Annotated in this window: 25 protein-coding genes and 1 tRNA gene; 8 read left to right on the top strand and 18 right to left on the bottom strand. The window is 65.2% G+C overall.

Translation table 11 applies throughout. The features are described from left to right. Positions 1-5 precede the first annotated feature (5 nt). Positions 6-743 carry an FkbM family methyltransferase gene (locus ACQEU1_RS23285; protein WP_433205373.1) on the bottom strand — a complete coding sequence of 246 codons (738 nt, stop codon included), beginning with the start codon at positions 741-743 and terminating at the stop codon, positions 6-8. A 10-nt stretch (positions 744-753) separates the two neighbouring features. Then, on the bottom strand, positions 754-1,491 hold the full coding sequence (locus tag ACQEU1_RS23290) for a hypothetical protein (RefSeq protein WP_433205376.1): 738 nt from the start codon (positions 1,489-1,491) through the stop codon (positions 754-756). A 271-nt stretch (positions 1,492-1,762) separates the two neighbouring features. On the opposite strand from ACQEU1_RS23290, the gene ACQEU1_RS23295 reads away from it, so the two are divergent. Then, positions 1,763-1,838, top strand: a tRNA-Arg gene (locus ACQEU1_RS23295). 325 nt (positions 1,839-2,163) lie between these two features. Here the strand turns inward: ACQEU1_RS23295 and ACQEU1_RS23300 are convergent. The 10 genes from ACQEU1_RS23300 to ACQEU1_RS23345 form a co-directional block, all read right to left on the bottom strand. Beyond that, a complete protein-coding gene (locus ACQEU1_RS23300) occupies positions 2,164-3,582 on the bottom strand; it encodes a hypothetical protein (RefSeq protein WP_433205379.1) in 1,419 nt (472 codons plus the stop codon). Positions 3,583-3,740: 158 nt separating this feature from the next. After that, complete coding sequence (locus ACQEU1_RS23305; RefSeq protein WP_433205382.1) at positions 3,741-4,481, bottom strand: tyrosine-type recombinase/integrase; 741 nt, start codon at positions 4,479-4,481, stop codon at positions 3,741-3,743. Continuing rightward, positions 4,478-5,137, bottom strand: a complete 660-nt coding sequence (locus ACQEU1_RS23310; protein WP_433205385.1) for a hypothetical protein — start codon at positions 5,135-5,137, stop codon at positions 4,478-4,480. Before ACQEU1_RS23310 ends, ACQEU1_RS23305 begins: the two co-directional genes overlap by 4 nt. Beyond that, a complete protein-coding gene (locus ACQEU1_RS23315; protein WP_382380253.1) occupies positions 5,134-5,343 on the bottom strand; it encodes a helix-turn-helix transcriptional regulator in 210 nt (69 codons plus the stop codon). The genes ACQEU1_RS23310 and ACQEU1_RS23315 overlap by 4 nt, the downstream gene beginning before the upstream one ends. 12 nt (positions 5,344-5,355) lie before the next feature. After that, positions 5,356-6,930 carry a replication initiator gene (locus ACQEU1_RS23320; protein ID WP_433211691.1) on the bottom strand — a complete coding sequence of 525 codons (1,575 nt, stop codon included), beginning with the start codon at positions 6,928-6,930 and terminating at the stop codon, positions 5,356-5,358. A gap of 26 nt (positions 6,931-6,956) precedes the next feature. Continuing rightward, on the bottom strand, positions 6,957-8,327 hold the full coding sequence (locus ACQEU1_RS23325; RefSeq protein WP_433205390.1) for an FtsK/SpoIIIE domain-containing protein: 1,371 nt from the start codon (positions 8,325-8,327) through the stop codon (positions 6,957-6,959). A gap of 511 nt (positions 8,328-8,838) precedes the next feature. Further along, positions 8,839-9,099, bottom strand: a complete 261-nt coding sequence (locus ACQEU1_RS23330; RefSeq protein WP_433205393.1) for an AMED_5909 family protein — start codon at positions 9,097-9,099, stop codon at positions 8,839-8,841. After that, positions 9,086-9,346 carry a hypothetical protein gene (locus ACQEU1_RS23335; RefSeq protein ID WP_433205396.1) on the bottom strand — a complete coding sequence of 87 codons (261 nt, stop codon included), beginning with the start codon at positions 9,344-9,346 and terminating at the stop codon, positions 9,086-9,088. Before ACQEU1_RS23335 ends, ACQEU1_RS23330 begins: the two co-directional genes overlap by 14 nt. Further along, complete coding sequence (locus tag ACQEU1_RS23340) at positions 9,346-9,534, bottom strand: hypothetical protein (RefSeq protein WP_433205399.1); 189 nt, start codon at positions 9,532-9,534, stop codon at positions 9,346-9,348. The genes ACQEU1_RS23335 and ACQEU1_RS23340 overlap by 1 nt, the downstream gene beginning before the upstream one ends. A 15-nt stretch (positions 9,535-9,549) precedes the next feature. Further along, positions 9,550-10,005 (bottom strand): hypothetical protein, encoded by a 456-nt coding sequence (locus tag ACQEU1_RS23345; protein ID WP_433205402.1) that lies wholly within the window; start codon positions 10,003-10,005, stop codon positions 9,550-9,552. Between the two features lie 158 nt (positions 10,006-10,163). Here ACQEU1_RS23345 and ACQEU1_RS23350 point away from each other — a divergent pair, with 158 nt between their 5' ends. Together ACQEU1_RS23350 and ACQEU1_RS23355 are read left to right on the top strand one after the other, a co-directional pair. Then, on the top strand, positions 10,164-10,907 hold the full coding sequence (locus ACQEU1_RS23350) for a DUF5919 domain-containing protein (protein ID WP_433205405.1): 744 nt from the start codon (positions 10,164-10,166) through the stop codon (positions 10,905-10,907). A 10-nt stretch (positions 10,908-10,917) separates the two neighbouring features. Then, entirely contained in the window at positions 10,918-11,388 is a 471-nt protein-coding gene (locus tag ACQEU1_RS23355; protein WP_433205408.1) for an NUDIX hydrolase, read from the top strand. Here ACQEU1_RS23355 and ACQEU1_RS23360 read toward each other — a convergent pair. From ACQEU1_RS23360 to ACQEU1_RS23370, 3 genes are read right to left on the bottom strand one after another with little or no spacing between them, the layout of a single operon-like run. Then, positions 11,373-11,936: an HD domain-containing protein gene (locus ACQEU1_RS23360; protein ID WP_433205411.1), complete on the bottom strand. Its 564-nt coding sequence runs from the start codon at positions 11,934-11,936 to the stop codon at positions 11,373-11,375. The genes ACQEU1_RS23355 and ACQEU1_RS23360 overlap by 16 nt on opposite strands. Positions 11,937-11,952: 16 nt before the next feature. After that, positions 11,953-13,098 (bottom strand): DUF262 domain-containing protein, encoded by a 1,146-nt coding sequence (locus ACQEU1_RS23365; protein WP_433205414.1) that lies wholly within the window; start codon positions 13,096-13,098, stop codon positions 11,953-11,955. Positions 13,099-13,114: 16 nt separating this feature from the next. Next, positions 13,115-13,723 carry a hypothetical protein gene (locus ACQEU1_RS23370; protein ID WP_433205417.1) on the bottom strand — a complete coding sequence of 203 codons (609 nt, stop codon included), beginning with the start codon at positions 13,721-13,723 and terminating at the stop codon, positions 13,115-13,117. A 546-nt stretch (positions 13,724-14,269) separates the two neighbouring features. Between ACQEU1_RS23370 and ACQEU1_RS23375 the strand changes: the two genes are divergently transcribed. Then, on the top strand, positions 14,270-14,830 hold the full coding sequence (locus ACQEU1_RS23375) for a hypothetical protein (protein WP_433205420.1): 561 nt from the start codon (positions 14,270-14,272) through the stop codon (positions 14,828-14,830). 232 nt (positions 14,831-15,062) lie between these two features. On the opposite strand, the gene ACQEU1_RS23380 is transcribed toward ACQEU1_RS23375, so the two are convergent. Together ACQEU1_RS23380 and ACQEU1_RS23385 are read right to left on the bottom strand one after the other, a co-directional pair. After that, the gene (locus tag ACQEU1_RS23380; RefSeq protein WP_433205423.1) at positions 15,063-15,542 is read right to left on the bottom strand and encodes a hypothetical protein; all 480 of its coding nucleotides are present in this window, start codon (positions 15,540-15,542) and stop codon (positions 15,063-15,065) included. A gap of 20 nt (positions 15,543-15,562) precedes the next feature. Further along, positions 15,563-16,015 carry an N-acetyltransferase family protein gene (locus ACQEU1_RS23385; protein WP_433205426.1) on the bottom strand — a complete coding sequence of 151 codons (453 nt, stop codon included), beginning with the start codon at positions 16,013-16,015 and terminating at the stop codon, positions 15,563-15,565. Positions 16,016-16,075: 60 nt separating this feature from the next. Here ACQEU1_RS23385 and ACQEU1_RS23390 point away from each other — a divergent pair, with 60 nt between their 5' ends. The 4 genes from ACQEU1_RS23390 to ACQEU1_RS23405 all read left to right on the top strand — a co-directional run bounded on the left by ACQEU1_RS23390 (position 16,076) and on the right by ACQEU1_RS23405 (position 22,577). Then, complete coding sequence (locus ACQEU1_RS23390) at positions 16,076-17,017, top strand: nucleoside hydrolase (protein WP_433205429.1); 942 nt, start codon at positions 16,076-16,078, stop codon at positions 17,015-17,017. Positions 17,018-17,063: 46 nt separating this feature from the next. Continuing rightward, complete coding sequence (locus tag ACQEU1_RS23395; protein WP_433205432.1) at positions 17,064-17,963, top strand: LCP family protein; 900 nt, start codon at positions 17,064-17,066, stop codon at positions 17,961-17,963. Between the two features lie 260 nt (positions 17,964-18,223). Then, positions 18,224-22,018, top strand: coding sequence for a hypothetical protein (locus ACQEU1_RS23400; protein WP_433205435.1), 3,795 nt, complete (start codon positions 18,224-18,226; stop codon positions 22,016-22,018). Between the two features lie 61 nt (positions 22,019-22,079). Next, positions 22,080-22,577 carry a DUF2165 domain-containing protein gene (locus ACQEU1_RS23405; protein ID WP_433205438.1) on the top strand — a complete coding sequence of 166 codons (498 nt, stop codon included), beginning with the start codon at positions 22,080-22,082 and terminating at the stop codon, positions 22,575-22,577. Here the strand turns inward: ACQEU1_RS23405 and ACQEU1_RS23410 are convergent. After that, positions 22,552-24,627, bottom strand: coding sequence for an EAL domain-containing protein (locus ACQEU1_RS23410; RefSeq protein ID WP_433205441.1), 2,076 nt, complete (start codon positions 24,625-24,627; stop codon positions 22,552-22,554). The two genes, ACQEU1_RS23405 and ACQEU1_RS23410, sit on opposite strands and share 26 nt — an antisense overlap. Between the last annotated feature and the right edge of the window lie 160 nt (positions 24,628-24,787).

The following is a 24,787-nucleotide window of genomic DNA, read 5'->3' on the forward strand; positions in this document are numbered from 1 at the left end:
TTATGTCAGGCCCTGAACAGGTAGTTCCTGACCTCGTCGCCGATGTTGTGCGTCGGCACCCACTCGCTGCCGTGCCACGTGCTCATCCGGTACCCGCGGCCGGTCAGGAAGTCCGCGACGTCCTTGGCGTGGTAGCCGAAGCGTTCCACGTGCCGTTCCTCGATCTCCAGCAGGAACGCGGGCTTGAGCCGGGCGATCGTCTCGACGGCCCCCTCCAGCACCTTCAGCTCGGCCCCCTCGACGTCGGCCTTCACGAAGTCGAGCTTCGTGATCCCCTGCTCCTCGACGAAGTGGTCGAGCGTGTCCGTCTTGACCAGAACGTCCAGGTGCTGGTCGAACTCCTCGTTGGACCCCAACCCGTTGGCCCCGACCGTGAGGAACGACCGCCCGGTCACCGGACTCCCGTGCCGCACCGGCACGGACATGACCTCGCGCCCCTGCTTCTCGGCCCCCAGAGCAACGGAGTGCCGCCTGATGTTGGCACCTTCGCGCGGCCGCAGGACGTACGAAAGGGCAGGATGCGCGAACACCAGCGGCTCCACGCTGTGCACAGTCCCAAGTGGACCGACCAGTCTGGACAGCGTCACCGTGTACAGCCCCAGCGCGGCCCCGACGTCCACGCAGACGTCTCCAGCCTTGACCACCTTGCGGAGCCCGATGAGCTCCGCCTCGGCATAGGGCGTGAGCCGGGCAAGAGCCCGCAACCCGGCGACAACCGCGGCACTGCGAAGTTGGGTCAACACCCCACGCAGCCTAGACGTGCCCGTTCGCATGCCGTTCGCCCGCAGGCAACCCGACCTGATCGGCGAACTCCGCGGCCACCCTGGCTCCCCCATAAACACCAAGGGCCTTCACCAGGTGCTGCTTGAGATCTCGCCGATGAGCATCCTCGAGCTCAGGCATCGCCCGTTCCACACTGCTGACCAACGACTCGGCCCAATGCGTCTGCGGCTCCCGCTGAGCGATCCGCACCAGCTCAGCCAGGTGGTCAGCCAACTTCACGGCCTCCTCGACCTGATACCCGTTGCGCTGCAACCACCAGATCGTCGCAGTCCCGACATCCGTCAACACCTCGTCCCGCAGGTACCGGATCTCAGCACGCTCAACATCCCGCTCGGCCAACTTGAACGTGGAGTTCCGCAGCAGCTCGACGTGCTTCTTGGCCATCTCCAGGTCATCGTCCTGCACCGCGACCTTGACCTGCTCCGCCCGAGCCCACACGTGCGTCCCAGGCACCTGCCGCTCAGTGGCGAGCTCATCCCCCAACCGCACCTGCAGGGCAGCGTGATGCACCAGCATCGCCTTGCCACTGATCTCCCCGGCCCGCTGCAAAACGTGATGGATGGCAGCACTCTTCGGCGAGTTGTGCCGAAGCCCGGTAGCCAGATCCAACCGCCAGACCACCGTGAACTTCACCTGGAAGTCCAACCCGTAGACCGCACTGGCCAACGGCGTCTCGAACTCCTGCTGATGACTGCTCGCCGGCGGCACGAACGTGAAGTCGTCAGCCCTGCTGGGCACCCGCCGCCGCCACCAGGCCCGGAGGGCGCCAAGGGGTCCAGGACGGAAGTCGGGCCAAGGTCTGCTCACACGCCCTCCCTACCTGACGTTTGTGCCCGGCAGAAGGTGGCCTGCCTCACTTCCCTCCAACGGCCGCACCCCCAAGCCCACCCGCCTCACAGTGCGTGAGCAGCCCGTCCCAGCCGCTAGACGGGGGCACTGGTCAACTAGGTAGCGCCACCCCGCTAGACTGCTACCGCCAGCCCTAGTAGCTCAGGGGATAGAGCATCGGTTTCCTAAACCGTGTGTCGCAGGTTCGAATCCTGCCTGGGGCACCACCTTTCGCCGGGTGAAATCAAGCTCTGACCAGCGGCAACGCGGTCGGAGCTTGATCTTTTTGGTCAGTCAGCGTCAGCGGGAATCTGCCCCTGTTTGCCGCCATCTGCGAAACCACCGCGAAACACGGTGGCTTGATCAACATGAGCGCCAGGTGAGTGGCCGCAACGTCCGCGCAGGGCCCGGGAGCCCGGAGGGAGGACTCGCATATGCACGCTGGACGGCAACGCGAGGAGACAGAGACCTGGCGCCGGCCATAGACCAGGGCGTACCGCAACCTCAGGCTCGGCAGGCCCGAAACCCTTGGACCGCCACCAGCCCTCGAACTCATGACGACACCCCTGCTATCAGCTCAGCAGCGCGATCAGCGTCAAGAAGCCCAGTCATCGACCTCAGAGCGCTTCTGATCTCAGTTTTCAGCTCCTGCTTCACATGCACGCACCTCACAAGTTCCAGAAGTGCCCTGCCCTCGATAATGAGACCTCCTCCCGCGCCGAACATATCGACAACATCAGTGCGCCCAGGGAAAATCTTCTGCCGCCTAAGCGGGTCTCGATTTATCTGATGGTTGGCGATGTACCACCGCGCAGAGGGTCGGGTTCCGCCAGTTTCTGCCAGGTAAAACTCAACCCACCGATTCAAGCTCGCAAGCCCAACCTCAGACACTCCCTTGCCGAAGCCCTTCGCCTCACCAATACAGATCCAACCCTCATCGTCATCATCAGAAATCCGGTAGTCTTCCTTTCGAGCGTCTGACGGCCACTCCAGATCCATGTCCCTCACGCGAAACCCAAGGTCAACCAGACCTTGGTAAACCGCGCTCTGAAAGAGGTCATCCTGAGTGGCAACCAGCGCCCGCTCGTATCTATCCGCCTTCGCCGAGGCCTCAGAAAGACGGTCTTTCAACTCGTCATTCCTAGCCTTATGCAGCTCTTGCGCCTCCTTTAGCAGCTGGTCATTAGCCAAGATCTCCGCATGAACACCAGACTCTTCCACACTGCGCCAAAGCGGGCTCGACTTCCACGAAACATCCCCAGGAAACCTATCCGGATAGAGACTATTCCACTCCTTGAAAGCCGCGAGCACCCAGTCGGCCTTATTCTCCAAATCGCCTGGAAGGAGCCAGACAGATCCCTTACCGCCAGCTCTCTGATAGCTTCCAGCCAGGACGTTATCACTTGGCCCATACAGAAAAGGTCGAATGTCCGCCAGCTCAACATCCACGCCATCAGCGGAGGCCGGATAGAATACGATGTGCCGATCCCGCAGGTTGACCACAGGAACCAAAGACTCTTTTACCAGCTCATCTATATAGCCAGGAAGACCTTCGACATAAGAAAGATGGCGACCACTAATACCCCTCTCCGCAGCAACCACGCTACGAGGAGCCTCGTACGAGTCACCCTTAGGAGGAATAAAATCAAGGAAGCTTCGACTCGACCATTCAACGGGCGCGAAGTGGATGATCGAGATATGGGGCGGATAATTCTGCTCCCATGTGTACTTTACCTCCGGATCAGAATAGCGATCCTGAGCCTCATCGCTCTCCTCATAAGAAGTGTATGAGCGGCCCGTGATCACACAGTCCCACTCATCAAAGGAAACGGACGAGGAGTGATTCAGCTCAAAAGAAGACTCAACATTCGCAGAGAGGGTCGCCATAAGTGCCTCGTCTTCGACACCGTAAACAAGAACACGCGGACGCGGCAACTCATTGATCGCACGAGATGACTTCTTCTTAAACACTGATAGACAGCCTCTCTACGATCGCACTATGCCAAGTTGCCCACGCACAGGTGCAGCGCCCGCCAGCCTCATGCTGGCCAAGCCATGATTCTCGACCTTGGATGCGAGGACCGCCAACACATTTGCAACCGTGTCTAGCACGCCACGGAACCGCGCAGCTACGCCGCATCGAACAAGCGCTCGATCGTCGCGTTGATCGTCTCGCGCTGCCCATCGATGCACTTCGCGTAGATCTTGAGAAGCACTTCAACCGAGTGTCCGGCTCGTTCCGCTACCTCTGTAGCGGGTACTCCTCCATTGAGCCAGAGCGACACGGCCGCATGTCGCAGGTCATAAGGCCGGGCAGCCAGCGGCGAAGCGACCTGAGCAGATGTAAGCGCGTAGGGTCGCGCGTCCTGCCACACCCTGTAATAGGTCGATGACGACACGACCCCACCGTTCGGTGTCCAGAAGAGCCGACCATCTGACGCAACTCCAAAACGGTCGACATGGTTCCGAATCCGCCGCACCAGCACCGGCGGGATGGGCACAGGCCGTACATCCTTCGCGCCCCGATGCTTCAGCCCGCGTTGGTCGTGCACCTCCCCCGAGTCCGTCCACCGCTTCCCCGCAGACGGCCGAGACTCGCCAAGCATCAGCAGCCCCCAGCCCTCCTCGGGAAGCGTGCAGTCGTCCAACTTGAGCCCGAGCCCTTCAGCCGGCCGAGCAGCCGCGTAATAGCAGGTAGCAAAGAACGCTACGAGGTGCGCGCCCCGATCAGCGTTTCGTCGTCCAACGTATGACACCGCAGTAAGCAGCTCCTCGATCTGCCGAGGATTCGCCACCACACGCGGATCAACCTGCTCCACCAGCTTCGCGACCTTGCGCTTGATCCGGTTCAACGGGTTGTCCGGGATCAACTCCGCTCAACGGCCAACGCCAGCAGGTTGAAGAGCACCGCCCGCTTCCGCGAATACACGGTTGCAGCCGCGGACTTCCCATCGAGCTTCGTCGCCAGCGCGTCCAAGACCTCTCGAACCGCCACAGCGTCCGTCATGTCGTACAACGGACGCGAGTACCGAACCAGCCAGTCCACGACCTCCTGCTGTTCGCGGTCGAGCTGACCATCACGAGTAGTCGGCGGCAACAGATGCCGCGTCAGCACCCCACGCAGCTCCGTCAACTCCGGCCGGCCAGGCCCGCTCTTCACAAACGCAGCACACGCAGTAGCAAGCGCATCCACCGTGCTGCTCCGCGTCTTTGCAGCCGAGTCGGGCCACTTCATGTCCACGTAGGACTGTGCGAACTCCAAGAACGAGAAGGAGTTCTTCCGCTTCAACTCCGAAAGCGGAAGCCCAGTCTCCACATCGAACTCTTCACCGAGCCGCGCCGCCTTCATCAGGTCGGAACGCCGGTTGATCGCCTGCGCCTTGTTCGCGAACCACTCCGAGTGGCTCTTCTTCTCCGTCACCCACCGGACGCCCCACGGCTTCGGCCGCTTCTTGCCCTTCGCCGTCTTCTTCTTCGTCCAGTCGGCGATCTCCCAGAAGGTGACCTTCAGCGTCGTCTCGCTCATGCGGCCCGCCCGTAGAGGTCGTCCATCCAGTCCAGGAAGTCCGAGCGCCGACACCGCAACTCCCCGTTCGGGAGAGGGAAGCAACGAGGCCCCTTCCCCGTCTGCCGCCACTTGTAGAACGTGTCCCGAGAGACGTCCCCGCCGAGCGCCTCCAGCATCTCCGGAACAGACATCAGTTCAGCTATCTCACGCGCCTTGCCGTTCATGATTCCCCCCGTTTACGCAGCTAGATCAGTTGCCGAACTTTCTGGCGGTCCGGCAGATGCGAGCAGCGCGGCCGTGTATTCGGCCTTCCACCTCCGCCGCTCAGCGACAGCGCTCAACAGCAGGTGAGCGCGTGGCGGCACGTTCGGGTCTCCGGGCTGGACGTTGTTCCAGACGGCGCGCTGCGCCTGGTCCTCGGGCTTGATCCCGACATCGGCCAGCAGTTGCCGAACGAACGTCTTCCGGTCGTGCTTGTGGTCCGCGAGCGACTTCCCCGACCACTTCCGCGACACGAGCACCCGACGACCAGCCACCCCGAGTGTGGATCGCTTGTGCGCCTTGCCTTTGCACTTCCCAGGCAACGTGGACACCCGAGCCCCGCGAGGCTGGACGCCGTAGAGCAGCCACACCGCACACTGCGGCGAACAGGGCGTCACAGCCAGCTCCGCGCACAGCCGTTCGGCGTGGTCCTCCTGCCGTGCCGTCTGGGCGTCGAAGCACTCGTTGATGCTCTTGGTGAGGTACTTCGTCAGGTAGCCGATGTGACGGCCGGCCTCTTCAGTGCCACCCAAGATCCCCTTGGAGTGCACCTGCACCCCGAACCGCGCCACATGGGCCGGACGCTCGACCTCATCAAGGGCTTCTTCCCAGGTAGGCAAGGCCCTTCGCGTCTGCGGATCAACGAAGCCCTTAGCCTGCACATCCCAGAAGGGCAGGTTGTCGCCGCCGTACTTGATCTCGTCATGCTCAGGCCACCAGACCTGGTGGTACGTGGCCTCGGTGACCGCCTTCAGCTCCGCCCGCGAGATCGAGCCCCGAACCGCCGCGTGCCAGTGCGGAGCAAGCCGACGCTGTGGCTCGACCGCCGAGAAGTACTGGACCTCCCAGCCCACACAGCGCCGGAGGTTCTGGACGAACCGATCGAGCAGCGCGGCGAAGTGCACCGCGTCCCGAGCAGCCCGCCGGTAGTCGTACTTCGTCGGATCAACCGGAGTGCCGTCGCTGCGCACCTTGCCGTAGGTGTCGAGCGTCAGCGTGAGGAAGGTCGAGGGCTGGTACTTGCCCCCGAACACCTTGCCCACGGTGCGCTTGCTGACAGGCCGCCGAGGCAGGTTTGGCGCATCCTGCCGACGCCTGGTGGACCGCTTCCGCGCTGCCTTGATCGGGACTTCCAGAGAGGGAAGCGAACCGCGGACTCCAAGTTGCCGAAGTTCGGCGTCAACCTCCGCGACCTCTTCCCGCACCTCCTCCGCGCCCACTTCGTCGCCCTCACTGAGAGCCAGGCGGAACGCCTTGACCAGGTCAGCCCGGTACTCGGTCAGCTCCCGCTGTTCGTCGCTCGGAGCGTCTGGAGTGAAGTCCGGTTCCTCACTCAGGTGCCAACCCTCACGGCACTGCGCCATCCGCAGACGCCGGTTCTTCTCCGCACAGGTAGGGCAGACACTCGCGACCGTCGAGCCGCACGGCACAGGCACGATGTCCACGCGCCCGGTGTCGAGGTCAATCCGCTCCTTGGCCAACGGCCGGACACAGACGCCGTGCTCCTCAGCCACGGCACGGACAACGTCGAGCGCGGCCGGCTGCTTCATCCGCTCCGATCGAGTCAGGTACTCAGTCACGCCGCCGCCCTCCCGTCTGTCAGCTCGGGGAACTCGTGCACGGTGGCCGGGGCGAGGTACGCACCAAGCTCGACCAGGTCCGCATCCGTGACGTTGAAGGCCCGCGCCCTCTCGGGTTCGCGCTGCCCGTCCTCCTTGCCCCAGGCGACACCGGGCGTGTTCTCGCTGATCTCGTGAGCAGCCGCGCCACGTTGCCGAACGCCGTCGCCCAAGACCATGTCCACCTGCACCGGCTCATCGAGGCGCAGAGCCACGCGAGTGGTGAACAGGTGCCGGAAGCCCACGATCTCCTTGCGCGGGTCTTGGACCAGGCCGACGACGGCGTAGCCCGGAGCACGCCCCTGAGAGGTGATCGTCTGGATAGCTCGCGTCGCACGCTCTCGCAGGTTCCGGTCCGACTGGTAGGCGATCAGGTCCGCTAGCTCATCCACGATCAGGACCGTGAACGGCTCACCCGTGCTCCGAGCCCAGAGCCTCCGAACACCCCGGTAGCGGGTGGCCCGCTCCTTCACCTCTGCGGCGATTTCTTCAAGCAGGGCAACAGCTTCAGGCCCGTTGTCGTAGACAACCTTCTCAAACGCGTCCGGGCACTGCCCCAGCTCCATCCCGCCCTTGGGGTCGATCCCGACGAGCCGGACCATGCCGGCCTTGATGGCTGGGGCGAGCTGCCAGACGATCGACCACAACACCGAACCTTTGCCAGCACCGGGAACGCCGACCACGAGGACCTGCGACCCGAGCAACCTCAGCCGCCAGGGCTTACCGGTCTCCGTACGACCGACGACGATGCGCTTGAGGTCGACCTCTCCGGGGTCGGCGAGCTGCGGCACCGCGACCGAACGCGCCAACGGGTCAGCGTGGATGAAGTCGAGCTCCAGGACGCGAGGCTTCAGCACCCGCACCCGGCAGGACCGAGCGTTGAACGAGTGCGCCAGGTTGTCCCGCCGAGCCTCCCACTGCTCCGGAGACTGCGCCGGGATCATGCGAATCCGAACCTTGTCCCGCCAGCCCTCCGACCGGATACGGCGCAGCTTCGGGAGGTACTCCTTCCCGCGGACTTCCTTCGTCAGCTCAGCAAGCCGCACCACTGTTCGCCACTGCGGCACGTACACCATGAGCCGCCGCCACTCGGTCAGCACGCGATACCAGCCATGCCGCAGGAACGAGTCTCGGTCGAGGCCGTACCAGACCGCCAGGGCACACACGAGCGACAGCAACGCGAGCACCAGCGGCGAAAGCCCGAACTGGTGATGGGCGACGTAGCCACCCAGGCCGGCAGTGACCGTGACCGGGTACCGAACAGCCAGACCGACCAACCGCACGACCAGGCGGACGGCGAGCCACAGCAGGGCAACGGGCGCGAGCACGAGCTTGACCCAGCCGGGAAGCCATACCCACCAAGGAACCTGCGGACGTGCACCCTCGAACGGCGCGGGATCAACCCACCGGTTGCCCTTCATCGCGCACCGCCAGTGCACTTGAGGCACTGGAAGACGCTGCCCACGCTGGGGATGCGCCCAACAGGCTGGAACGCTCCCGAAGCGGCGGTGTGCTGCGCCCGACAAGTCAGGCATTCAAAGCCCCGAGCCTGCGCCGCTGTGAGTTCCATCGTCTCCAACGAGCCGCCATCGAGCATCACGACGTAGCTGGAAACGGTCTGCCTGGAAGAGATCATCCGATCCCCGTCTAGCGCACGAATGCGCTCAGGCTCTACGCTCATCGTTGTTCACTCCTGAGTTGGGTGGGCAACGCAGGAGCGGCGAGGTTGGTAGCCGGGTTCCGCTCCTGCGTCTTACGTTCTCTTTGCGCCGCAACAAGACGTGCGGCATCGCCACGTGACCCAGCAGAATCACGTGCTCTGTCCAAACAGGACTTTCGCTACTTCTTCGCCGTCTTGGTGACCTTGATTGCCTCCCCCTTCTCGCGCTCACGGTTCGCCCAGTACATGGCCTCGTGGTGGTGGCTGCGATCGGTCTCAGCGATCCGCGCGTAGATGGCGGCCGAGCGGAGGTAGTAGTCCTTCAGCACGGCGGGCGCAGACTTGGGATTGGGGAGGAGCTTGCTCAGCACGTCGTGTGCTTCGCTCAGCGTCCGGGCCTGCTCAGCAAGGCCCCAGTGCATCGCCTCAACCGCAGACATCAGGATCTCCCTCCGCGAGGGCGTGCCGGCCTTCCTGGCTGCTGAGGTGATCTGCCAGCTTCGAAGCCTCACGCGACAACTCCCGACAGAACCGCATCAGCACGTCCGAGCCGCCGGGGAAGGGCGGGATTTGGATCGCGATGTTGACCGGGTCGAGGTAGATGGCCAGCGCCGGAACCTCGGGCGTCACTCGGATCATGGCCGCGCCCGCGTCTTGACCGGGCGTGCAGGTGGCGTTGAACCCCATCACTGATCACCCCGCGCCGCATCGAGAGCCGTCTGTCCCTCAGCCACAGCCTCAGCAAGCCGGGGCAGCGCTTCCGCGTCGACCACCAGGACGGCCGGAAACGCGTTGCCCAGCCGGAACTCAACCCGTCCAGCGAAGACGAGCGGTTCCACCCGAATCGGCAGGTTCGCCGTCAGGTGCAGACGCATCAAGTCAGGCACGGATCACGCCGCCTTGGGTGCGGGCTTGGCCGCGACGATGGCCTTCATGCCGGTGGCGCGCAGGCTGTAGCCCAGCTTCGCCCGGCAGCGGTGACGCTCACCGACATGGCCACCACGGCAACCCTTGTCATCGATCCACGGCGTCACCGTCAGACCCTCGAACATCGCCGGGCGGATGTCCGTACCCGGAATCGCCTCCGGTGGCACCGGCTGGTGAGGTGCCGAGATCTTGACCGTGACCGCAGCGTCCGCCTTGCGCTCCGCAGCCTGATCGATCACCAGGACGGACCACACGAGCTGACCGGTCTCCTTGTCCTTCTCCTGTTCCGCGGGGAGGCCCTTGGCGCGCTCCTCAGCCGACTGGAACTTGAGCACGGGCTCTGCGCCCATCACGAGCGCGCCCCTCGGGAACACGAAGTCGTGACCCGCCGGGAACCTGCTCCCACCTGTGATCGCCATCGTCGTCCTCCTGACGTTTATGCCGGTCGGGGTCGCTCCCCGACATCTCGACACCTACGACTTTCGACGAATCGAGAGGACGTCAACACCACACAACAGGACAACTACAGACGTCTTCGCTACATTGAAGTCGTCCCTAGTTGTACGGAGGATGGGCCATGCCAAACCAACGCCTGCGGGATGCGTTGCTGCGCAACACTTTGGGCCTCGATGAAGTCGCTAAGGCGACCGGCGTAGACCCGAAGACCGTCGAACGGTGGATTACGCAGGACCGGACGCCGTACCCGCGTCACCGGCATGCCATCGCCACGATGGTTCGCGAGTCAGAGGCCTACCTCTGGCCGGACGCCGTCGTGCCGGAGAAGAAGAAAGAGATCAACGAGTCCGAGGTCGTCCAGGTCTACGCGCACCGCCACGCGGTATCGCACGACATCTGGGGACACCTGATCGAGCAGTCGAAGATCAGCATCTCGATCCTGGTCTACGCCGGCATGTTCCTTGTGGACAACCCAGCCCTGATCAGGACGCTGCGCCAGAAGGCGGAGAGCGGCGTCCGGATCCGGTTGCTGCTCGGAGACCCGGCGAGCCGTGAGGTCGCGCGTCGCAGCGAAGAAGAGGGCATCGGCAAGACGACGCTTGGCGCGAAGATCCGGAACGCACTTGCGGTCTACAAGCCATTGGCCGAGGTGCCTGGCGTGGAGATCCGGGTGCACGGGACGACGCTCTACAACTCGATCTACCGGTTCGATGACGAGATGCTCGTGAACACGCATGTGCACGGCTTCATGGCAGCTCACGCGCCGGTCCTGCACCTGCGGCGGTTGTCCGGGGGCGACTTGTTCGAGACCTACGCCGAGAGCTTCCAGGGCGTCTGGGATGGCGCGAAGCCGCCGAAGTGGTAGGCAGGTAGGCATGGCTCGCACTGATCACTACAACGACCCGAACGCCCCGAAGGCGACCAACATCGTCGTGGCGGTGACGGCGTTCGTGCAGGACGAGCAAGGCCGGCTGTTGATGATCCGGCGGACCGACAACGACCTGTACTCGATCCCCGGCGGAGCGCAGGACGTCGGCGAGACAATCGGCCACACCGTCGTACGCGAAGTTAAAGAAGAGACCGGGACCGACGTCGAGCCCGTCGACATCATCGGCGTGTACTCCGACCCCGCCCACGTCATCGCCTACACGGACGGCGAGGTGCGACAGCAGTTCTCCATCTGCTTCCGGGCGCGACTGATCGGCGGCGAGCTGAGGACTAGCAACGAGTCCAGCGAAGTTCACTGGGTACGCCGCGGAGACCTCGACGCGCTCAACATCCACCCGTCCATCCGACTTCGGATCGAGCACGGGTTCCAGGGGCGCACGCCCTACTTCGCGATGTAGTCGACACCCGCCGCGCGTAGCCGTTCCTCGGCGCGCTCGACCGCGCCGACCAGCTCAGGCTTAGCCTGCCGGATGAAGAAGGTCACCAGGTCTTCTGGGCCGTAGCGTTTCTGGATCTCCTCGATCCGGTCGTGCACGCTCGTGGGCTCGCCGTCTGGCGTAGTAGTCATGTCGGCCCACCAGAGCAGATCACGCACGATCGACCGTTCGTCTTCCCACTCTGCTAATTCAGCGGAAAGACCACGCAACTCGGCTTCTCTGTATGCGCAAGAGTGATGCGCCACCAGTGCACACAAGCGCCGAGAGACGCCAATTTTTCGCAGATACCTGGCCCCGTCCAATGGATGAAAACCACTAGTAGCCAGGTCGGTCGCATAGCCGATGTCATGCAGTACTGCCGCATCCTGCAGCAGCGTCAGTTCATCGACCGTTAGAATAGGAGAAGAGATCGCAGCCCTGTTTGCCACCCCTTGAACATGAGACCACCGTCTAGGCAGTCGACCGCTCAAGTGCTGACCCGCGAGAGAGAACGCCCACGAACTTAGCATGTCAGCGAGATCCTAGTCAGCGATCCACATACTCCTCGTCTTGCTCCTCGCCAAATTCCTCATCTTCTTCGTCGATCTCAACTTCAACTTCATCAGCCTCCACCGTCTCCCTGCCCGCCAAGAAAGCAACAAGAGCTTCTTCGCGGCGAACCCTTCGCGCGCGGTCTGTGGCCGCCCTCTCTACGGCGGATCGATACACTTCAACAGGACTACCTTCGGGGTAGGTCGCAGCCCCACCGATTGCGTCGGAGAATTGAATCAATAGTTCACGCAGAGAATGATGTTCAAGCTTAGACATATCGACCTGGCCACGCGCCAGCGCCAAGAAAAGCGTATAGAAGTCTGACTTCTTATACCACCTTGATCCAAGGAATCGAGGCTCAGGGAAAATCTCAACCAGCAAGCCAAGGACGTCATCAAAAGCCCCGCGAACATCTCGATCAAATGGGAAATCGAGGGCGTACCTCTGATAGTAGTGATCGAGATTGTCCTTCTTATTTTGCGGCCAGTGAAGATATCCGATCACCAGCTCGCCAATGAATTCCGAGTCCAACATGCGGCGCCGTTGAACTTTGGTGAATATCCTGAAGTGCTCCCAAGCCTCAACCTCGGCGAGGTCTTCCACTACTCGAAGCATTCCACCTTCGTACATCGAGTAGCGCAACTCTTGAGCATTGAGAACAAGATTCGACTGATTTAGCCGATGAAACATATGCCTTAGCTCATCGTCGTCAACACCTTCAAGCTGACGAACGATCAGCTTGTACCGACGAAATCGGTCGCGATGTTCCTTTTCCATCTCCGAGTACCGCTTGTTCAACCACGGCGTCTCGCTCGGATCAAAAAGATGCCCCAGCTTGCTAACGTCAAAAGAAACCGGGTACGCATCGTCCATGAACTCCAGACAAGCACTCAAGCGTTGCTGGCCGTCGACGATCGCGTACTTGTCTCCCTCGTCGCCATCACCTGGGACTTCGTAAACATAAATCTCAGGCACGGGGAAGCCGCGCAAGATCGTGTCAACAAGGAAGGAGCGCTCCTCGTTTGTCCAAACCGGGCGACGCTGAAAGGAGGGACGCAGCACCAGTCGGCCCGATTGATACAGATCCTGAAACCAGCTGATCGTCTGATGGCTGGTGTTTAGCGCGATTGTTCCGGTCACTACAACCCCTTTCACGTCAGTTATTGATACCTAGAGACCGGCGGTACAAGATGAGACCACGCTCCTGATCCTTCCTCAGTGCCTCCGAATCCTTATAAATCCGCGTGTTGAGCTGCCTACCCTTAAGGACCCTAGGAAGGTAGGCTTCTGAGATTTGGAGGTGTTTAGCCCAGTCTGAACCGAAAGGAAGGTAGCTCAGAAAATAATTCGTCGCAATAACACCATCGAAGATGTAATGCTTCTTGTGCTGATCAAAAAGATCAAGCCCTTCTTCATTTAAGCCAAGAAGGGTCGGATTTGTCCTACGAAACCAAGTCCACGCTCGCTCGAAGTAGACCGACGAGATAACAGCAATGTCCACATCGGACTTCTTATGGAAGATCCTGAACTTCTTACCCGGGTTAATACTCCGGCCCGTTGCAGCACTGCCAACAATAACAATGTCCCGATCGTCCACATCGAGACCTGAAGCAAGAATATTCCGCCACGTAAAATACTGCTCTTTGCTCTCAAAGGTGAATGGGAGGCGGTCAATGACAAGGCGGCCAACCAACACGCTGACCTTGTCGTCAGCCTTCGCCAACTCTTCGAAGTCCGCGACGCTGATGTCTACCCAGTCAGACAAGCTTGTCGACCTCACTGCCTGGTTGTCAGGTTATGCCGCCTCGGGCACAGCAGAGCATTTCAGCGCCGTTGGAGAGATCCTACTCACCACCGCAACGCAGTTCCCGCCCTACCAGCCCGACGTCGCACGTCCTGCCGACGCCATCGTGCCGCTGTACTGCCGAATTTGGCTCTACGGGATCAAGGCCGCCGCTGGCGGCACGCTCCGCGCGTACGGCGAACACCTTCCATCCCGGCACTCCCGGCATCCGCTTCGCTGCGCCGGTCGGCCGGGCGGCGCTGCGCGCCGTCCTCTGGCGTCGCCCAACCTACGAACCCACTCACAACGCCATGCCGGCCCGCAACTCCTGACGAGCGCCGTCAGGGTCACCGCGGACTTGCTGGTCATGGCGCTCGGCTGCCGCGACGGCTACGCCGCCTTGCCACCGCTTGATACGTATAGCCATACGGCTCAGACTCCTACCCTTGTCGTCAGGATGCCTGTCACCTCTGGAGGTGTCGTTTGGCTTGGGAATGGCTAGCTCCAGCGGGCACCCTGCTCGGGACCGTGGTCGGAGGCTTGATCGGCGGTGGATACGCCCGAGGCACACAGAAGCGCCAACACCGGTTCGATCGACGTAAGGCGGTCGACGAGCAGGGGCGAGAAAAGGCCAAAGAAGCTGTCGCCGCGCTTCGGTTCCTTCAACGCCACAACGACGAGGTCGTCAACTGGTTGATGTCTGCTCCCCCAGGAGATCTCAGCGATACGCAAGAGCAGCTAGAACGGCTCGGCCAGGCCGTCGTCTTCCTGACAGACGACGAAGCGCGCAATCAGGTCGAGCTGGTGCACAACGTCATCACAGACAACTTTGTGGCCGACCGATTCGGCCAACACGACTACGCAAGTCCCGCCATCATGGTTTGGGTCGCATGCCGTGAGGGCCTTGAGGTGCTCGGCAGGTACCTGCGAGACGAGCCATCGCAGCCTCCCTCGGAGCAATTGCAGAAGCTCCGTACCGCCTATGACTCCGGACATGACGAGATGGCACGGCAGCATGAAGAGTGGGAGCAGGAGAGAAGGCAGAAGACGTCGCGCAAGCCCGACGTGACGCCCCCAGACAAGAGTTAGGCGGCACCCGTGAACCGCGAAACCATCGCGAAACGCAGAACCCAAGCGCCACAACGGATGCAGCCGTAGCCGCAGGTCAGCGGACATGACGGGGTCTGAGCCCGTCGTCCCTTCCTAAACCGTGTGTCGCAGGTTCGAATCCTGCCTGGGGCACCACCTTTCGCCGGGTGAAATCAAGCTCTGACCAGCGGCAACGCGGTCGGAGCTTGATCTTTTTGGCCGTGGTGTGGTGTTAGGCGCCTGCGCGGACGTGCGCGATGTAGGGCTCGTAGGGCGTCAGGTCTTGGTGTGGTTCGTAGGTGCTGAGGTAGTAGTAGTCGGCGATTATGTTGGCCTGTTGTTCGGTGTTGAAGTCTGCGAACGTCTTGTCGCGCAGGCCTTCTGGGCCGCCGTAGTTGTAGAGGTTCTTGTTGAAGAAGCCCGCCATGGCGGTGGGGAGCAGGCTCAGGATGCTGCGGCCGTGCTGGTACTGGTAGGCGTGGGTCAGTTCGTGGACCAGCCAGCGTTCGTAGCGCGCTTGGTGTTGTGGGGTGGTCAGGACGCCTTTGGGGAAGGTGACCAGTTTCGGGAGGGTTCTGGCTACGCCGAAGCTGCCCAGGAGGCCGCCTTCGGCGAGGGTCAGGGCGCTCAGGTCCAGGGCGTCGCCGAACACCTTGTGGGCCAGCGAGATCTCGGTGGACTCCAGGTTGCGGCGGAAGGCTGGTCGGAACATCGTTGCGGCTCCCGGCTCGGCTACTGGTGTGATGGTAGGCCGGTGGTGAGGCGGTAGCGGAGTTCGTTGAGGGTGGTGCCGCCGATGGTCTCGGTTTTCGCCTGGCCGGTGGTGTGGAAGCCGAAGCGTTCGTAGAAGCGGCGGGCTCGCGGGTTGTCCTCGAAGACCCAGAGGCCCACGTCGGTCTTTCCGGCCAGCGCCGCTGACGCCAGTGCGAAGCCCAGGCCGGTGTTGTAGGCGGAGGCGAGGACGTAGATCGCGTACAGCTCGTGTTCTGCGTCTGGTTCGCGGGACGGGCCCACGCAGGCGAAGCCGACCACCTCGTCGCCGGACAGGCCCACCCACACGCCGCCGTGGGGGATGTCGCGCTCCCACATCTCTTTGCTGCGCTCGACGGAGCGGCCGTCGAGCACCGCGTCCGGGACCAGGCCTCGGTAGGCGTCCTTCCAGGCCTGGACGTGCACGAACGCCACGGCGGGCGCGTCACCTGCAACTGCTGGACGGACTGTCACGGCATCCCCCAGGATCGACGCATGCGGATCATCGTCGACGCGGACCCCGGCATCGATGATGCCCTCGCTTTGTACTACCTGCGCGCTCAGGCCGATACCGAGATTGTCGCCATCGGCACGGTGCACGGGAACGTGCCGGTCGAGCAGGCGACCGCCAACGCGCTTCGGCTGGTCGAGCGGCTGGGCCTCGACGTGCCCGTGGCCATGGGGGCGGCCAAACCGCTGGCTCAGCCGCTCAGGACCGCGGAGGACGTGCACGGGCAGGACGGACTCGGCGGGTACGCGGGCGACGAGGCCGAGGTCGTTCGCACTGACGAGAGCGCCGCGGAGCAGATCGCCGGCCTTGCGCGCCGGAACCCCGGAACGCTCAGCCTTCTGGCCATCGGGCCGCTCACGAACGTCGCGCTGGCGCTGCAGATCGAGCCCCGGTTGCCGGAGCTGCTCGGCAAGGTCGTGGTCATGGGCGGGGCGTTGAACGTGCCCGGCAACATCACCTCGCACGCCGAGGCCAACTTCTGGCACGACCCCGAGGCGGCGGACCTCGTCCTCGCGGCCGGGTTCGAGGACCTCACCATCGTCGGGCTCGACGTCACCATGGCGAGCCACGCGCCGCAGGAGTGGCTGGACGCGCTCCCGCAGGACTGCTACCCGCGGCAGATCCTCGGGTTCTACGCGGATTTCTACGGCAGCTTCCTCGGCAAGAAGGGGTTCGTGCCGCACGACCCGCTGGCGGCCGCGATCCTCACGCGGCCCGAGCTCGCGAGCTACCACGAGGACCGGTTCGCGATCGAGCTCACCGGGCGGTACACGCGGGGCAAGATCGTTGCCGACCAACGGTTCCTGGCGCCGGGCAGTCCGTTCGGCCGTGACGTCACGCCCGAACGCACGCCTGCCAAGTACGCCACGGAGGCGGACCACGCCACCTTCCTCGACCAGCTGAGGCACGCTGTGACACAACCATGACAATTCGCCTACGGGAACCGAACAAACGCCGGGGACCGTGGAAGACATGAACGTCCACTTGAAACGATGGCTCGTGGTCTCGGGGGCCGCCGTGGTCATCGCGACGGGCGTCGTGGTCGGGGGCTCGTACTGGCGGCTCGAGAGCAATCTCCAGACCGTCGATCTCGCGAAGGAGATCACCCACCCCCGGCCTCCGTCGACGCCGGGCCGCCCCCTCAACATCCTCCTCATCGGCAAGGACGACGGCCGGTCCGACACCGCCATGGTCGTCCAGCTGAACGCGAAGGGCGACACGGCCCGCGTGATCAGCATTCCGCGCGACACCATGGTGCCGAGGCCCCAGTGCGGGGCCAACCCGCCCGCCTCGCTCGCCATGTTCAACAGCGCCTTCTCCACGGGCGGCGCCGCCTGCACGGTCGCGACGGTCGAGCAGATGAGCGGCCTGCGGATCGACCACTTCGTGCAGATCGACTTCAACGGCTTCCGCGACGTCATCGACAGGCTCGGCGGCATCGACGTCACCATGCCCGAGGCGATCGACGACGAGAAGAGCGGCCTGCACGTGCCGGCCGGGCCCACGAAGCTCGACGGAACGCAGGCGCTCGCATTCGTGCGCACCCGGTACAGCATCGGGGACGGCAGCGACCTTAACCGCATCAAGAACCAGCAGCTGTTCATGCGCGCGTTGAGCGAGAAACTCGCGAACGAGAACTGGCTCGCGAGCCCGCAGAAAACACTGGAACTCGCCGACATCCTGACGAAGTCCATCGTGACGGACTCCGAAATCGGCTCGATCGCGAAACTGGCCGATCTCGCGGGCAAGCTCACCGCGTTGAAACCGGACGCGATCACCTACGTGACGCTGCCGACCGAGACCTACCTGCCGGACCCGAACCGGGTCCAGCCCAAGCAGCCCGAGGCCGACGCGCTCTGGCAGGCGGCCTGACCTAGCAGGCGGCGCCCTGCCAGTCGTCCGGAACCTGCCCTGCTGACCACGGCTGAGGAGACCCCCAGCGCTCCTCAGCCGTGGACGCTCTGCCCCAGTCGATCACTGCCACCCCCACGGTCTCCCGCCGGTTGAAAGCACGTCCGGTCGAGGTTGTCAGACCACCTCGTTATGGTGGGTCTTCGACCGCCTGTCCGGTGCGTGCGCCGCAGCTCAGACGTGCGGTCGGAGTTTTCCGGTCCGGACGAGGAGGAGGCTGCTTGGGACCCCGGGGCGTCTTCGCGGAGCGGTTCGCGCTGCTCTACGCGGAGGCAGGCGACCCGCCGCTGAAACGAGTCACGGAGTCGGTCGCGCGTGCCCGCCGGACGGACGACCAGGGCCGGCCGCTGCGGGTGCCCGCGCAACGGGTGAGCGACTGGCGGCGCGGGCGCAACGTACCCGCCCGGTTCAGCGGTCTGAGCGCCGTCCTCGAGGTGCTGATCGGCGAGGCCCGCAAGCGCAGGCCGCAGCCGGCGATCGACGGCCTGTACGAGGTCGACGCGTGGCGCGTGCTCTGGGAAGAGGCGCTCGCGAGCCCCGTCACCGATCCCGGACCGCCGCCGGAAGAGGACAACGCCGTCTGCCCGTACATGGGCCTGAGCGCGTTCGGGCCGGACGACGCGAATTGGTTCTTCGGCCGCGAACGGGCGACGAACGCGCTTCTCGAAAAACTGAACGACAACGGCATCACAATGCTCGTCGGCGCGTCCGGTGCCGGTAAGTCGAGTTTGCTGAAAGCGGGCGTGCTGCCCCGGCTGGGTAAAGAGACGATCGTCATTTCGCCGGGCACCGACCCGTTGAAGGAGCTCACGCTCCAGGTGCCGGACCTGGTCCCCGCGCTGGAGAACGCCGACACCTTCAAACAGGAGGTTCAGGCGGCGGTCGGCGACCGCGTGGTGATCATCGACCAGTTCGAGGAGGCGTTCACCCTCGGCGGCGACGAGGACCGGCTGCGGATCTTCGTGCAGGCCCTGCACGCGGCCGCGGAACGGACGGCGGTCGTGCTCGGCGTCCGCGCCGACTTCTACGCCCGCTGCCTCGACTTCCCCGAGCTCTCCGAGGCCCTGCAGACCAGGCAGATGGTGCTCGGCGCGATGTCCGCGGCCGAGCTGCGCGACGCCGTGACGAACCCGGCCAAGGCCGCCGGCCTGCAGCTGGAGGCCGGGCTGGTCGAGGTGATGCTGCGCGACCTCGGCACGCACAACCGCCGCGGCAAGGACGCCTACGACGCGGGCGCGCTCCCCCTGCTCGGCCACGCGCTGCTGGTCACGTGGCAACGCAGGCAGGCGGGCAGGCTCACGACCGCGGGCTACCGGGCTGCGGGCGGCATCCAGGGCGCCGTCGCGGCGACCGCCGAACGTGCCTGGTCCGACCTCGACGAACCGGCCCGCGCCGCCGCTCGGCAGCTGCTCCTGCGCCTGGTCAGGGTGGGTGACGACACGCAGGACACCCGCCGCAGGGGAAGCCGGCACAGCCTGTTGGAGGCCGCCACCACCCTGTCCGCCGCGGAACGCGCGCTCGAGGTCCTCACGCACGCCAGGCTGATCACCGCGGACGCCGGTTCGGTGGAGATCACGCACGAAGCGTTGCTGCAGGCCTGGCCGCGGCTGCGGGGCTGGATCGACGAGGACCGCGCGGGCAACCTCACCCGGCAGCGGCTGGAGGAGGACGCGGCGGCGTGGTCCGAACACGGCCACGACTCGTCGTTGCTCTACCGCGGCGCACGGCTGGAGGGCGTGCGCCAGCAGCAGGACGTCACCGCGGTCGCCAAGGAGTTCGTGCGGACGTCCGAACGCCAGCACCGCAAGAGCGTGTGGCTGCGGCGCAGCGCCGTGTCGCTCGTGGTGGTGTTCGCGCTGATCGCCGCGACCGCCGCGGTGATCGCCGTCCGGCAGCGCAACGACGCGGTGTTCCGCCAGGTCGTGGCCGAGGCGGACCGGCTCACCGACACCGACCCGTCGGTCGCCGCCCAGTTGCTGCTCGCCGCCCACCGGATGCGGCCGGACGACCTGGACGTCGGCTCGAAGCTGCTCGCCACCCAGCAGACGCCGCTGGCCGTACCGCTTCCCGGGCACACCGGGGCGGTCTACCTGACGTCGTTCACCAGGGACGGCACGGTGCTCGCGACCGCGAGCTACGACCGCACCGCACGGCTGTGGGACGTGCGCGACCGGTCGCACCCGAAGCCGCTCGCGGTGATCACCGGGCACGAGGGCTGGCTCAGCTCTGCGGTGTTCTCGCCGGACGACCGGTTGCTCGCCACCACCGGCGAGGACCGGACCATCCGGCTCTGGGACGTCAGCGATCGGGCGCATCCGCGGCACCTCGGGACGGTCGACACCGGGAACGGCATCACCTACCTCCTGGAGTTCAGCCCGGACGGGCGGACGCTGGCCGCGGCGAACGACGACAAGACCGCCCGGTTGTGGGACGTCTCCGATCCGGCCGGCCTGAAACCGCTCGGTGAGCCGCTGAGCGGTGCCACCGCCGCGGTGCGGACGCTGTCGTTCAGCCCGGACGGCAGGACTCTCGCCACCTCAGGGGACGATCGCGCGATCCGGTTGTACGACGTCGCTTCCAGGACTCCGATCGGCACCCCGATGACCGGCCACACCGACGGCCTGCACTCGGTGGCGTTCAGCCCGGACGGCAGGCTGCTCGCCTCGGGCAGCGACGACACGACGGTGCGCCTCTGGGATCCGGCGACCCAGCAACCGATCGGTGACGCGCTGGTCGGGCACACCGGCGGCGTGTGGTCGGTGAAGTTCAGCCCCAACGGGCAGGTGCTCGCCTCGGGCTCGGCCGACGGCACCGTGCGGCTGTGGAACCTGAGCGACCCGGCCTCCCCGACCCCGGTCGGCGGACCGCTGACGGCGCCCAGCGGCGGGGTGTTCGCGGTCGGGTTCACGCCGGACGGGCGGGCGCTCGCCACCGGGGCCGGCGAGAACGCCGTGCGGCTGTGGTCGTTGCCGCAGAACATGGTCCTGGTCCGGGCCACGAACCTGTCGCAGCCCGCGTTCAGCGCGGACGGCGGGCTGCTGGTGGCAGGGGACGGCGTGCGGACCGCCCGGTTGTGGAGCGTGCGGGACGGGGTCACCTCGCTGGGCACGATCGAGGTCGGGCCTGATCGGGGGACCATCCGGCCCAGGCTGCGGCCCGACGGAGGGGTGCTCGCCACCGCCAACGGGCTGACGGACCAGTCGGTGCGGTTGTGGGATCTGCGCAACCCTGCTGCCATCACCCCGCTCGGGGCTCCGCTCGTGCTCGGCACGCGGTTCAGCTCCACGCTCGGGTTCTCGCCGGACGGGCGGATCATGGTCACGGGCAACGACGACAAGTCGGTGCGGCTGTGGGACGTCAGCGATCCGGCGCGTCCGAAGGCGCTCGGCGAGCCGTTGGCCGGCCATCGGGAGTACGTGAACGACGTCGCGTTCAGCCCGGACGGGAAGACACTGGCGACGGCCAGCACCGATCGGACCTTCCGGTTGTGGGACATCGGTGATCCGTCGAGAGCCCGGCCGATCGGTCAGCCGGTGAGCGGGAACGTCGAGCCGGTGCAGCGCGTGCTGTTCACGCCGGACGGCAACACCGTGATCACCGGCGGGACGGACAGGACGATCCGGATCTTCGACGTCCGGGACCGGGAGCGGCCGCGGGAGCTGACCGTGCTGCGCGGGCACGGCCAGCAGGTCAGTTCGCTGTCGATCACGTCCGACGGGAGGACGCTCGCCAGTGGCAGCGCCGACAAGACGTTCCGGTTGTGGGACATCAGCACCCCGGCGAACGCCAGGCCGCTCGGCCAGCAGATGGCGCTGCCGTCAGGGGCCGAGCCGTCCGTCCACTTCAGACCCGGCAGCCGGGTGCTGCTGACCAGCGGAGGCGACGGAGTGCTGCGGCTGTGGGACATCGACGCCGAGCAGCAGGCCGCCCGGATCTGCGCCACGACGACAGGAGCGTTGACCGAGGAGCTGTGGCAGAGCCGGTTGCCCCAGGTCGAGTTCCGCTCTCCCTGCTGACGGTTCGGGCTTCGCGGGCAACTGTCTCACTCGGTGCGCCCTGTCCGTTACTGTCCGCAGCATGCGTCTTCTTGCTCGGGTCGGCAGCTTGCGCGCGGTCGTGGCGGTGACCGTCGGGTTCGTCGCCCTCAACATGATTCTGGTGGTCCTCGGCAACGTCACGGACTACGGCACCAACGAGGCGTTCGTGCGGCACGTCCTCGCCATGGACACCACGTTCGGCGAGGGGCTGAAGTGGCGGGCCATCACCAGTTCTGCCGTGGTGACGATCGTCTACCTCGCGATCATCCTCTGGGAGGCGATCGCCGCGGTGCTCCTCACCGCGGGCACCATCGCGTACGCCCGCGACAAGGAGGACAGCGCGCGCAAGTTCGCCTCCGCCGGACTGATGATGATCGTCGCGTTGTTCCTGGGCGGGTTCATCACCATCGGTGGTGAGTGGTTCGCCATGTGGCAGTCGAAGGACTGGAACGGGATCACGGCCGCGCTGCGGATGGTGACCATCGCCGGGTTCGCGTTGGTGCTGGTGCACCTCAGGCCCGCGAGGGCCACTCCGTAGTCGGTTCCAGGCAGAAGACCGGGCCCACGCCCGCGTCCGCTCCCAGTTCGGTCCACCAGTCGCGTTGCTCGGCGTCCTCGACCGCGTCGACGACCACCAGGCCTCCTGCCTCGTGGACGAAGCCGATGAGGTCGCTGAGCACGTGCGAGACCAGGTCGTCCGGCTTCTGGCAGCGGCCCTTCACGCGGACCGCGCGGACGCCCAGGGAGCGGACCAGTTCGATCTCCGCGGTGGACCCCTTGAAGTCTCGTGCGCCGATGTGGATGCCCATGTCGGACAGCAGGTCCAGGTTGTCCGCGGCCTCGCTGTCCTCCGACGCCAGAACGTGCACCGGGAAGCCGAGCAGGAGCCTGCTCGCCTGCAGGCCGGTGTCGGCCAGGACGCGACGCACGTCGCGGACCAGGTCCGGGCTGTTGGCCATGCTCTCGGTCAGGCAGACGGCCAGCATCTCGTCCTGGGAGCAGGCGGACTCGGCCGCTGTTCTGAGCATCCACTCGCCCAGCGGGAGCATCAGGCCGGTGTGCTCGGCCATGGAGACGCACTTCTCGTGCGGGATCAGGCCCGCGTCGCGGTGGCGCCAGTTGAGCTCGGCCTCCACGCAGACGCGCGCCGTGCCGTCCAGGCGCATCACCGGGTTGAAGACCACCTCGATCTCGCCGCTCTCCCAGGCGCCGGGCATCACGGCGGCCAGCGCGAAGTCCTCCTGCTCGCGCTTGTCCTGGGTCGCGTCGTGCAGGCCCCACTGACGGCGGCCGCTGCGCTTGGCCCTCCTCAACGTCATGTCGGAGGCGCGGAGGACTTCGGCCGGGTGGTCGCCGGGGTGCAGGCGCGGGAGGACGCCGATGGTGGCGGACACCGCGACGCCCTGGTCGCCGAAGTAGACCGGTTCGGCCAGTTCGTGCTCGATCGTCCGGATCGTGGTGTCCACGTCCGGGGTCTCCGGGCCGTTCTCCACCAGCACGGCGAACTCGTCGCCCTCCAGGCGGGCGACCATCGCCTTCTCGCCGGCGAAGACCGCGCTCAGGCGTTCGGCCACCAGTTTGAGGACCTTGTCGCCGATCTCCCTGCCCAGGCCGTCCGTGATCACGGCGAACGCGTCCAGGTCCAGGTGGTAGAGGGTCACGCCGTGCTCGATGTCGCTGTGCAGCAACGACTCGAGCCTGGTGGTGAGGTACTGGCGGTTGGGCAGACCGGTCAGGGCGTCGTGCAGCGACTGGTACTGCAGGCGGCCGCCGAGCAACGTGAGCTGGCTGTCGTCGTCGATCATCACCACGTAGTGGCGCGGGTTGTCGTCGGCGTCCTTCTGGACGGTGGCGGCCAGCAGGACGCGGAAGTGCTCGCCGTCCCGGTCGATCAGGCGGGGGCGTTCCTCCACCCGGCGCATCCGGCCGTAGCGCAGGCCCGCGAGAGCGTCGTTGATCAACGGCAGGTCGGCCGGCGCGATCAGGTCGGTCAGCGTCATGCCGTCCACGTCCTCGCGCCGCAGGATCGTGCAGAGCGCCTCGTTGGCGCGCACCAGGTCGCCGTCGAGGCTGACCATCGCGATGCCCGTGGACGAGTGGGCGAAGATGTCCTCGAAGCGCTCCTCGCTGGCCTGGAGGTCCAGCTGGACGGCGCGGTTCGCGCGGAGCAGGGCCTGGCTGACGCTTTCCTGCTGTTCCAGGACGAACGCCTGGATCGCCGCCGTGTACGCGGAGGAGACGGCGGCGATCACCAGTGCGGCGGACGAGGCGTCGGCGCCTTCCTGCACCACGAACCGGGCCAGCACGTCGAGGGAGACGGTGAGGCTTTCCGCGCCCACGCAGTGGATCTCCACCAGGCGCCTGCCCGCGAGGGAGGCCACGCCGGGTTCCTCGGTCAGGGCCTCGGCGACGACGTTGAGGAGCTCGTGCAGTTCCTCGGTCAGCTTGGCTGCCGACAAGGGGATGTACGCGGTGCGGCTGACCTTGTGCGCCCAGTCGCGCGCCAGCTCGTCACGGCCCAGCGGGCGTGACGGTCTCGCGTCGTCCTGGCTCGGCAAATCGATCCACCTGACCTGCTCGGCGAGCAACGGTGGGGAAGCCTACAGCCAGCAACCCGCACCGTCCCCTTGCACGGCCTCGTTCCCCCCAACGGGGGCATAGCCACCTCGTAGCGTTACAAGTTCCTTGCGCTCGATCGAACGAATTTTCTCATGACCACGCCAAACCCTCATCTCTCCATCGAGGGAC

This window comes from Lentzea sp. CA-135723 (assembly GCF_050936595.1).
Classification (GTDB): domain Bacteria; phylum Actinomycetota; class Actinomycetes; order Mycobacteriales; family Pseudonocardiaceae; genus Lentzea.

What these genes read in the sequence shown, in the direction of transcription:
- ACQEU1_RS23310 (WP_433205385.1), bottom strand. Translation starts at nt 5,137, where the DNA reads ATGAGCGAGACGACGCTGAAGGTCACCTTCTGGGAGATCGCCGACTGG.
- ACQEU1_RS23315 (WP_382380253.1), bottom strand. Translation starts at nt 5,343, where the DNA reads ATGAACGGCAAGGCGCGTGAGATAGCTGAACTGATGTCTGTTCCGGAG.
- ACQEU1_RS23320 (WP_433211691.1), bottom strand. Translation starts at nt 6,930, where the DNA reads ATGAAGCAGCCGGCCGCGCTCGACGTTGTCCGTGCCGTGGCTGAGGAG.
- ACQEU1_RS23330 (WP_433205393.1), bottom strand. Translation starts at nt 9,099, where the DNA reads ATGTCTGCGGTTGAGGCGATGCACTGGGGCCTTGCTGAGCAGGCCCGG.
- ACQEU1_RS23335 (WP_433205396.1), bottom strand. Translation starts at nt 9,346, where the DNA reads ATGGGGTTCAACGCCACCTGCACGCCCGGTCAAGACGCGGGCGCGGCC.
- ACQEU1_RS23340 (WP_433205399.1), bottom strand. Translation starts at nt 9,534, where the DNA reads ATGCGTCTGCACCTGACGGCGAACCTGCCGATTCGGGTGGAACCGCTC.
- ACQEU1_RS23345 (WP_433205402.1), bottom strand. Translation starts at nt 10,005, where the DNA reads ATGGCGATCACAGGTGGGAGCAGGTTCCCGGCGGGTCACGACTTCGTG.
- ACQEU1_RS23350 (WP_433205405.1), top strand. Translation starts at nt 10,164, where the DNA reads ATGCCAAACCAACGCCTGCGGGATGCGTTGCTGCGCAACACTTTGGGC.
- ACQEU1_RS23355 (WP_433205408.1), top strand. Translation starts at nt 10,918, where the DNA reads ATGGCTCGCACTGATCACTACAACGACCCGAACGCCCCGAAGGCGACC.
- ACQEU1_RS23360 (WP_433205411.1), bottom strand. Translation starts at nt 11,936, where the DNA reads ATGCTAAGTTCGTGGGCGTTCTCTCTCGCGGGTCAGCACTTGAGCGGT.
- ACQEU1_RS23380 (WP_433205423.1), bottom strand. Translation starts at nt 15,542, where the DNA reads ATGTTCCGACCAGCCTTCCGCCGCAACCTGGAGTCCACCGAGATCTCG.
- ACQEU1_RS23390 (WP_433205429.1), top strand. Translation starts at nt 16,076, where the DNA reads ATGCGGATCATCGTCGACGCGGACCCCGGCATCGATGATGCCCTCGCT.
- ACQEU1_RS23395 (WP_433205432.1), top strand. Translation starts at nt 17,064, where the DNA reads ATGAACGTCCACTTGAAACGATGGCTCGTGGTCTCGGGGGCCGCCGTG.
- ACQEU1_RS23405 (WP_433205438.1), top strand. Translation starts at nt 22,080, where the DNA reads ATGCGTCTTCTTGCTCGGGTCGGCAGCTTGCGCGCGGTCGTGGCGGTG.